9 protein-coding genes are annotated in these 7,465 nt (G+C 73.9%); 7 read left to right on the plus strand and 2 right to left on the minus strand.

Annotation, left to right across the window (positions count from 1 at the left end):
* The 5 genes from L2I40_RS14990 to L2I40_RS15010 form a co-directional block, all read left to right on the plus strand.
* On the plus strand, positions 1-1,034 hold a 1,034-nt coding region (locus L2I40_RS14990; protein ID WP_237216005.1), incomplete at its 5' end, for a peptidoglycan -binding protein.
* Between the two features lie 298 nt (positions 1,035-1,332).
* Entirely contained in the window at positions 1,333-2,664 is a 1,332-nt protein-coding gene (locus L2I40_RS14995; RefSeq protein ID WP_237216007.1) for a TrkH family potassium uptake protein, read from the plus strand.
* A complete protein-coding gene (locus L2I40_RS15000) occupies positions 2,657-3,322 on the plus strand; it encodes a potassium channel family protein (protein WP_237216009.1) in 666 nt (221 codons plus the stop codon). Before L2I40_RS14995 ends, L2I40_RS15000 begins: the two co-directional genes overlap by 8 nt.
* 194 nt (positions 3,323-3,516) lie before the next feature.
* The gene (upp, locus tag L2I40_RS15005) at positions 3,517-4,149 is read left to right on the plus strand and encodes a uracil phosphoribosyltransferase (protein WP_237216011.1); all 633 of its coding nucleotides are present in this window, start codon (positions 3,517-3,519) and stop codon (positions 4,147-4,149) included.
* Positions 4,146-4,976 carry an isocitrate lyase/PEP mutase family protein gene (locus tag L2I40_RS15010; RefSeq protein WP_237216013.1) on the plus strand — a complete coding sequence of 277 codons (831 nt, stop codon included), beginning with the start codon at positions 4,146-4,148 and terminating at the stop codon, positions 4,974-4,976. Before upp ends, L2I40_RS15010 begins: the two co-directional genes overlap by 4 nt.
* A 63-nt stretch (positions 4,977-5,039) precedes the next feature.
* Here the strand turns inward: L2I40_RS15010 and L2I40_RS15015 are convergent, their stop codons facing one another.
* Both L2I40_RS15015 and L2I40_RS15020 read right to left on the minus strand, forming a co-directional pair.
* Positions 5,040-5,759 (minus strand): hypothetical protein, encoded by a 720-nt coding sequence (locus L2I40_RS15015; protein ID WP_237216015.1) that lies wholly within the window; start codon positions 5,757-5,759, stop codon positions 5,040-5,042.
* Positions 5,760-5,851: 92 nt separating this feature from the next.
* Complete coding sequence (locus L2I40_RS15020; protein ID WP_237216016.1) at positions 5,852-6,184, minus strand: DUF1491 family protein; 333 nt, start codon at positions 6,182-6,184, stop codon at positions 5,852-5,854.
* A gap of 143 nt (positions 6,185-6,327) precedes the next feature.
* Between L2I40_RS15020 and L2I40_RS15025 the strand changes: the two genes are divergently transcribed.
* Together L2I40_RS15025 and L2I40_RS15030 are read left to right on the plus strand one after the other, a co-directional pair.
* On the plus strand, positions 6,328-6,555 hold the full coding sequence (locus tag L2I40_RS15025) for a hypothetical protein (RefSeq protein WP_237216017.1): 228 nt from the start codon (positions 6,328-6,330) through the stop codon (positions 6,553-6,555).
* 20 nt (positions 6,556-6,575) lie between these two features.
* On the plus strand, positions 6,576-7,465 hold an 890-nt coding region (locus tag L2I40_RS15030; RefSeq protein WP_237216018.1), incomplete at its 3' end, for an MFS transporter.

Genomic DNA, 7,465 nt, shown 5'->3' on the forward strand with positions numbered 1-7,465 from the left:
ACCTCGCGCAGCAACGCGCGCAGGCGGAGCAGCTGGCGCGGGACCTCGCCGCGGCGCGGCAGACGCTGGAGCAGGCGCGGCGCGACATCGCGCAGTTGCGGGAGGAGGCGCAGCGGCTCGATCGCACCGTGCAGGCCGACCGCGCGACGATCGAGGCGCGGCTGTCCGACATCGCCCGGCTGAACGAGCAGGTCCGCGCGCTGGAAGCGCTGCGCGACCAGCTGGAACGCCAGGCGCGCGAGGCGATCGCGCGCGCCGGCGACGAGGAACGCCAGCGTCAGGCGGCGGAACGGGCGCGCGCGGCGGCGGAGGCGCTGGTCGGGCAATCCTCGACGCAGGCGGCCGAGGAGGCGCGGCGCCGTGCCGCGGCGGAGGCGCAGGCCGGGGAGTTCGCGCGGCTGTCGGAAAGCGCCCGCGCGCAGGTCGCGCTGCTGACGCGCCAGCTGGAAGCGCTGCGGGCGGAGATCGCGCGGCTGTCCGCGGCACTCGACATCGCGGAGAGCGAGGGCCGCGACCGCGACGCGCAGATCGCGCTGCTCGGCCAGCGGCTGAACGCGGCGCTGGCGGCCCGCGTCGAGGAGCTGCAGGCCTATCGCTCCGACTTCTTCGGCCGGCTGCGGCGCGTGCTGGGCGACCGGCCGGAGGTGCGGATCGTCGGCGACCGCTTCGTCTTCCAGTCGGAGGTGCTGTTCCCGGTCGGCAGCGCCGATCTCTCGCCGCAAGGGCAGCAGCAGATCCGCGAGATCGGGCGCGTGCTGATCGATCTCTCGCGGCAGTTCCCGGCGGATCTGCCCTGGGTGCTGCGGGTGGACGGGCATGCCGACCGCACGCCGATCCGCGGCCGCTTCGCCGGCAACTGGGAGCTGAGTGCCGCACGCGCCATCGCGGTGGCGCAGCTGCTGATCGCGGAGGGTCTGCCGGCGAACCGCGTCGCCGCGGCCGCCTTCGGCGACACCCAGCCGCTGGATGACCGCGACGTGCCGGAGGCCTATGCGCGCAACCGGCGGATCGAGCTGCGGCTGACGGATCGCTGAGAGGGCGCGCCGGCGTGCATAGGCTGAAGGCAGGCTGCGGATCGCGGCCCGGGAGCTTGCGGATCGGCGGAGAGCGGACCGTCCGCTTCGCGTCCGCGGCTGCCGTGCCGGGCTGACGCTCGGAGCGGACGCGCATGTCCGCCTCGGCCATGGCCGGCAAGGTCCGGATCGGCGGCGGGCCCGATCCCCACCGATCCGGGTTTCGGCAGTCGGCGCGGCGTCGATTAGGATGGGGGGCTGACCGCGGTCGGCCGGGGGCGTCCGCATCCCGCTTCGACCACGCCGACAGAGACCTGCCTTGAGCCGCCTCTTCCGCCATCCCGCGCGCCTCGTCCCGGCGGCCTTCCTGCTGGCAATCCTGATCGGCACCGCGCTGCTGATGCTGCCGCAGGCCAGCGCCGGCGGCGTCGGGACGCCGTTCCTCGTGGCGCTGTTCACCGCGACCTCGGCGGTCTGCGTCACCGGGCTCGTCGTCGTCGACACCGCGACGCACTGGTCCGGCTTCGGGCGCGTCGTCATCCTGCTGCTCTTCCAGGTGGGTGGGTTCGGGATCATGAGCGGCGCGACGCTGCTCGGGATGCTGGTGGCGCGGCGGCTGCGGCTCGGCACGCGCCTGGTGGCGCAAGCGGAGACGCGCAGCCTGGCGCTCGGCGACGTCCGTGCCGTGCTGCGGCTGGTGCTGCTGACGACCATCGCGGTGGAGGCCGCGGTCGCGGCGGGCCTCGCGCTGCGGCTGCACGCCACGCTCGGCATGCCCTGGCCCGATGCTGCCTGGCACGGGGTGTTCCATGCCGTATCGGCCTTCAACAATGCCGGCTTCTCCACCTTCTCCGACAGCCTGATCGGCTTTGCGCGCGATCCGGTCGTGCTGGGCCTCATCGGGGCCGCGGTCATTGTCGGCGGGATCGGCTTCCCCGTGCTGTTCGACCTGCGGCGCGACCCTCGCAAGCCGTCCCGCTGGACGCTGCACACGAAGCTCACCCTGCTCGGCACCGCGATCCTGCTGCCGGCCGGCATGCTGGGCGTGCTGCTCTACGAATGGTCGAACCCGGCGACGCTCGGCGCGCTGCAGCCGCTGGACCGGGTCACGAACGCCGCGTTCCATTCGGTGATGCTGCGGACCGCCGGCTTCAATACGGTCGATGTCGGGGCGATGCGGGATGCGACGCTGGCGGTGAGCTACGCGCTGATGCTCGTCGGCGGCGGCAGCGCCGGCACGGCGGGCGGGATCAAGGTGACCACCTTCATCCTGCTCGGCCTGATCGTCTGGTCGGTGGCGCGCGGCCAGTCCGACACCTCCGTCTTCGGCCGGCGCGTGCCGCACGACGTGCAGCGCCAGGCGTTGAGCGTCGTGCTGCTGGCCGTCGGGCTGGTTGCGCTGGGCACGCTGGCGATCCTCAGCCTCGGCGAGTTCGCGCTGCGGGACGTGGTGTTCGAGGTGGTCTCCGCCTTCGCCACCGTCGGGCTGTCCACCGGCATTACCCCGGCGCTGCCGCCGGCGGCGCAATGCGTCATCATCCTGCTGATGTTCGTCGGGCGGGTGGGCACGATCACCGTCGCCACCGCGCTCGCGCTGCGTGGCGGCCAGTCGCCCTTCCGCTATCCAGAGGAGCGCCCCATCGTTGGCTAGGACACCCCCGGACGACGCCGTCGTGGTCATCGGGCTCGGCCGCTTCGGCGGCGCGGTTGCCCAGTCGCTGGCCGAGCTCGGCCACGAGGTCCTCGGCATCGACGAGAGCGCCGAGATCGTCCAGTCCTGGGCCGATCGCCTGACCCATGTCGTGCAGGCCGACACGACGGACAGCGAGACGCTGCGCCGGCTCGGCGTGCAGGAGTTCCGCCGCGCCGTGGTCGCGATCGGGACCGACATCGAGGCCAGCGTGCTGACGGTCCTGGCGCTGACCGAGCTCGGCACGCCCGACATCTGGGCCAAGGCGCTCGGCCCGAAGCACGGCCGCATCCTGGAGAGGACGGGCGCGCACCATGTGATCTACCCGGAGGCGGATATGGGCCGGCGCGTGGCCCATCTCGTCACCAGCAAGCTGATCGACTTCATGGAGCTGGACGAGGGCGTGGCCATCGGCAAGACGCGCGTCCCGGCCAGCGAGGCGGGGAAGACCCTGACCGAATGCGCGCTCCGCAAGCGCTATGGCATCACCGTCGTGGGGGTGAAGCGGTCGGGCCGCGACTTCGTCCATGCGACGCCGGAGACGGTGCTGGAGGTGGGCGATCTGCTGGTGATCTCCGGCAACACGCAGCAGGTGGAGGCGTTCGCGGCTTCGACGTGAGCGGCTGGCCGCGGCGCGCGCCGCCGTGTCGGAGGCGCACGCCGTGCGACGCGGGGTGACGGCCGCGCCGGTCGCGCCCGTCCATGCCGGCCCCGCCCCGCGGTGAGGGACGAAGGATGCGGGCAGCGTCGTCCACCCTTGCGCCCGGGCGCGGGGGGTGCGATCCGCACGCCGTGCCGCCAGGGAGAGGGATGATGGACGGGCTCAAGGTCGCGGACCATGTGCTGCTGAGCCATCGGCTGGCGGAGCTGCGCGACGTCGCCACCCCCTCCCCCCGCTTCCGCCGGCTGCTCGCCGAGATCGGCGCCATGCTGACCATCGAGGCGACGCGCGACCTGCCCGCCGCCGTCGCGCGCGTCACCACGCCGCTGACGACCATGGACCACCGCAAGCTGGCGGGGCCGGAGCCGGTGCTGGTCGCGGTGCTGCGGGCGGGGCTCGGGCTGATGGAAGGGGCGATGCAGGTGCTGCCGGAGGCGCCGGTCGGGCATGTCGGCCTGGTGCGGGACGAGCACACGCTGAAGCCGAGCCAGTACCTGCTGCGCATGCCGCCCGAGGTGACGACGCGCGGCGCGATCCTGTTCGACCCGATGCTGGCGACCGGCGGCAGCGCGGTGGCGGCGGTGGCGCGGGTGAAGGAAGCGGGCGCGCCGCAGATCCGCTTCGTCTGCGTCGTCGCGGCGCCGGAAGGGGTCGCGACGCTGCGGGCGGCGCATCCGGACGTGCCGATCTTCACCGCCGCGCTCGACGAGAAGCTGAACGAGCGCGGCTTCATCGTGCCGGGCCTCGGCGATGCGGGCGATCGCTGCTTCGGGACGGAGGGATGAGCCTGCCCCCCGCGGTGCTGGCGGAACGGCGCGAGGCCTTCCGCGCGCTGCACGGATCGGGCTGCTTCCTGCTGCCGAACCCCTGGGATGCGGGCAGCGCGCGCTGGATGGCCGCGCAGGGCTTCGTCGCGCTGGCGACGACGTCCAGCGGCGCGGCCTGGGCGCGCGGGCTGCCGGATGGCGGCATGAGCCTCGATGACACGCTGGCGCATGTGACGGAGATCGCGGCGGCGACGGCGCTGCCGGTGAATGTCGATTTCGGCGACGGTCAGGGCGCCGGGCCGGCGGAGGTCGAGGCGGCCTGCGCGCGGTGCTTCGCCGCGGGCGCGGCGGCGCTGTCGGTCGAGGACGCGGATGAGGGCGACACGCGCAACCTCTATCCGCTGGAAGTCGCGGCGGCGCGGCTGCGCGCGGCGCGGCGCGCGGCGGATGCGGCGCCGGGGCGCGGGATCCTGGTCGGGCGCGCCGAGTGTTTCCTCACCGGCCATCCGGACGCGCTGGCGGAATCCATCCGCCGCGTCGTGGCCTATGCGGAGGCCGGGGCGGACGTGCTCTACGTGCCGGGGATCTCGACGCGGGAGGAGATCGCGGCGGTGGTGCGGGCGGTCGCGCCGAAGCCGGTGAACCTGCTGGTCGGGCGGCCGATCGGGCTGACGCTGTCGGAGATCGCAGCCCTCGGCGTGCGGCGCGTCAGCGTCGGCGGCGCGCTGGCGGGCGTCGCCTGGGGCGCGCTGTCGCGGGCGGTGGCGGGGCTGCAGGAGGGGCGCTTCGACGCGCTCGGGGCGCGACTGCCGGGGGCGGAGCTGAACTGCCTGTTCGGGCGGTAGCCTCCACCCTGCGCGCGACTGGGCCAAGGCGCGGCGCCGGCGACGCGACCGGGCGCGGAAACGCTACGCATCATCGATAGGAAGCGGGAAGACGGCGCGGAAATCGGTGCCCGGCATGGGGGCCGATACCTCGAGGAGCCAGGTCCTGCCGACGGGCGGGCTGTTGTGGGTCCAGATCCGGCGCAGGCCCGGAATCATGATCGCCGTCTTGGCGGTGAAATAGCGCGATCCGGTGGGGCGGATCGCGGGCTCGGGCCGCGGGCCGACGGACTCCGGAAGCCGGATGTCGAACGGAATGCCGCGCGTCGAATCGAGGCCGGCGGCGGGCACCTCGATCTCGCGCTTCCAGACCACGAAGTCGTAGTCCCTGAAGGGCCCGCCATGGTCGTAGGGGTTGGTGAACTCGTGGATGTCGGCGCAGGCGACGAGGACGCGGTAGTTGCCGGTCGGGCTGAGCGGCCGTGCCGTCCGGACCGTGCCGCGCAGGCGTGCGCCGAGCGGGAGCGGGCCGCTATTGGCGAGTTCGAGGGTCGCGCCGCCGAAGCGGCGATGGCGCTGCACGGCGCGGACGGTCCGCACCGTCTCCAGGACCGTGACGCCCGCCAGCATCAGCGGCAGCGCGACCATCGGGTTGAACTCCGGGTCGTAGATGTCGAAGACCCAGGGCCAGGGCAGGTAGGAGGAGATGAACACCGTCACGGCCGCAAAGCCGACGGCCATGAAGCCGTGGGTGACGGCCGCCTCGCGCGGCAGATCGACATCGGTGTGGGCGTGCGACGCCATGGCCCGAGCATAGCCGGCGCGCGCAGCACGCCAAGCGGCTCGTTCCGGCTTCGCGACGGCGTGATCCGCCCGCGGTCGCGCTGCGGGCAGCGCTACAGCAGCCGTGCCTCGAAGGGCGGCTTGAAGTCGGGGGCCTCGAACTCGACGACCCAGAGGTCGGGGTCGCGCTTCACCTGGCGCTCGACATAGGCGTCGGCCGTCGCGTCATCCACGGGCGCCTCGCCGGTGGCGCGCAGCCAGGCGGGGCGGCCCTCGGCGTCGCGGACCTGGGAGAGCACGACGAGGCCGGCGCGGCCGCGCAGCAGGCACAGCACGCCGCCGGAATCCGGGTCGCCCTTGCGGACCACGACGGCGGGGCGGCCGGCGGCGTCCGAGAGGCGGGTGGCCATCGAGACCCAGATGCCGGCCTTCACGCGGGGTTCCATGGCGCGACCATTCCCGGAGGCGGCGCGGCGCGCAAGGGCGGCGCACGGCCTCTTGCGGCGGCGCGGCGGCGGGGCCATTCAGCGGCGACCCCTGCCTGTCCGGGCCCGCGCGGCCGTTGGACACCGCGCGTGGAGACTGCGCCATGACCAAGCCCAGCGAACTCACCGAAGGCCAGCGCGCCTACGAGGCGCGGCGCGCCGCCAAGGCGGGCATGACGCTCGAGAAGTGGCTGGTCGAGAAGGACAAGCGCGCGAAGGCCGAGGCCGCCGAGGCGGCGAAGGAAGCTCTGGCCCAAACGAAGGCGGCGGAGCCGGCGAAGAAGGGCTGGCTCGGCCGGCTGCTCGACAAGGCGCACCAGCCGCTGAAATAGGCGCGCCAGCCGTCGGCGGCATGTTCTCGCCCCTCGGCCACCCGACCTATCGCCGCCTTCTCGCGGCGCAGATCCTCTCGCTGATCGGCACCGGTCTCGCCACCGTCGCGCTCGGGCTGCTGGCCTTCGATCTGGCGGGGGCGGAGGCGGGCGCGGTGCTCGGCACGGCGCTCGCCATCAAGATGGTCTGCTACGTCGCGATCGCGCCGGTGGCGGGCGGCTTCGCCCATGTGCTGCCAAGGCGGGCGCTGCTGGTCGGGCTCGACCTGCTGCGCGCGGCGATCGTGCTGGTGCTGCCCTTCGTGACGGAGGTCTGGCAGGTCTACCTGCTGATCGCGGTGCTGCAATCCGCCTCGGCCGCCTTCACGCCGACCTTCCAGGCGACCATCCCCGATATCCTGACCGACGAAGCGGAGTACACGCGGGCGCTGTCGCTCTCGCGCCTCGCCTACGACACCGAGGCGCTGGCGAGCCCGCTGCTCGCCGCCGCGCTGCTGCTGGTGATCGGCTTCCACTGGCTCTTCGCGGGCACGGCGCTCGGCTTCGTCGCCTCGGCGCTGCTGGTGCGGTCGGTGATGCTGCCGACGCCGCAGCCGGCCGAGGCGGAGGGGTGGTGCGCGCGGGTGACGCGGGGGCTGCGGCTTTATCTCGCCGCGCCGCCGCTGCGCGGGCTGCTCGCGCTGAACCTAGCGGTGGCTGCGGCGGGCGCGATGGTGCTGGTGAACACGGTGGTGCTGGTGCGGCGCGACCTCGGGCTCGGCGACGATGCGGTGGCGGTGGCGCTCGCGGCCTATGGGCTCGGCTCGATGGCCGCGGCGCTGGTGGTGCCGCGGCTGCTGGAGGCGGGGCGGCGCGACCGGGCGGTGATGCTGGCGGGCGCGGCCCTGCTCGCGGCCGGGACGCTGCTCGG

It is taken from the genome of Falsiroseomonas oryziterrae (genome assembly GCF_021864505.1).
Taxonomy (GTDB): domain Bacteria; phylum Pseudomonadota; class Alphaproteobacteria; order Acetobacterales; family Acetobacteraceae; genus Falsiroseomonas; species Falsiroseomonas oryziterrae.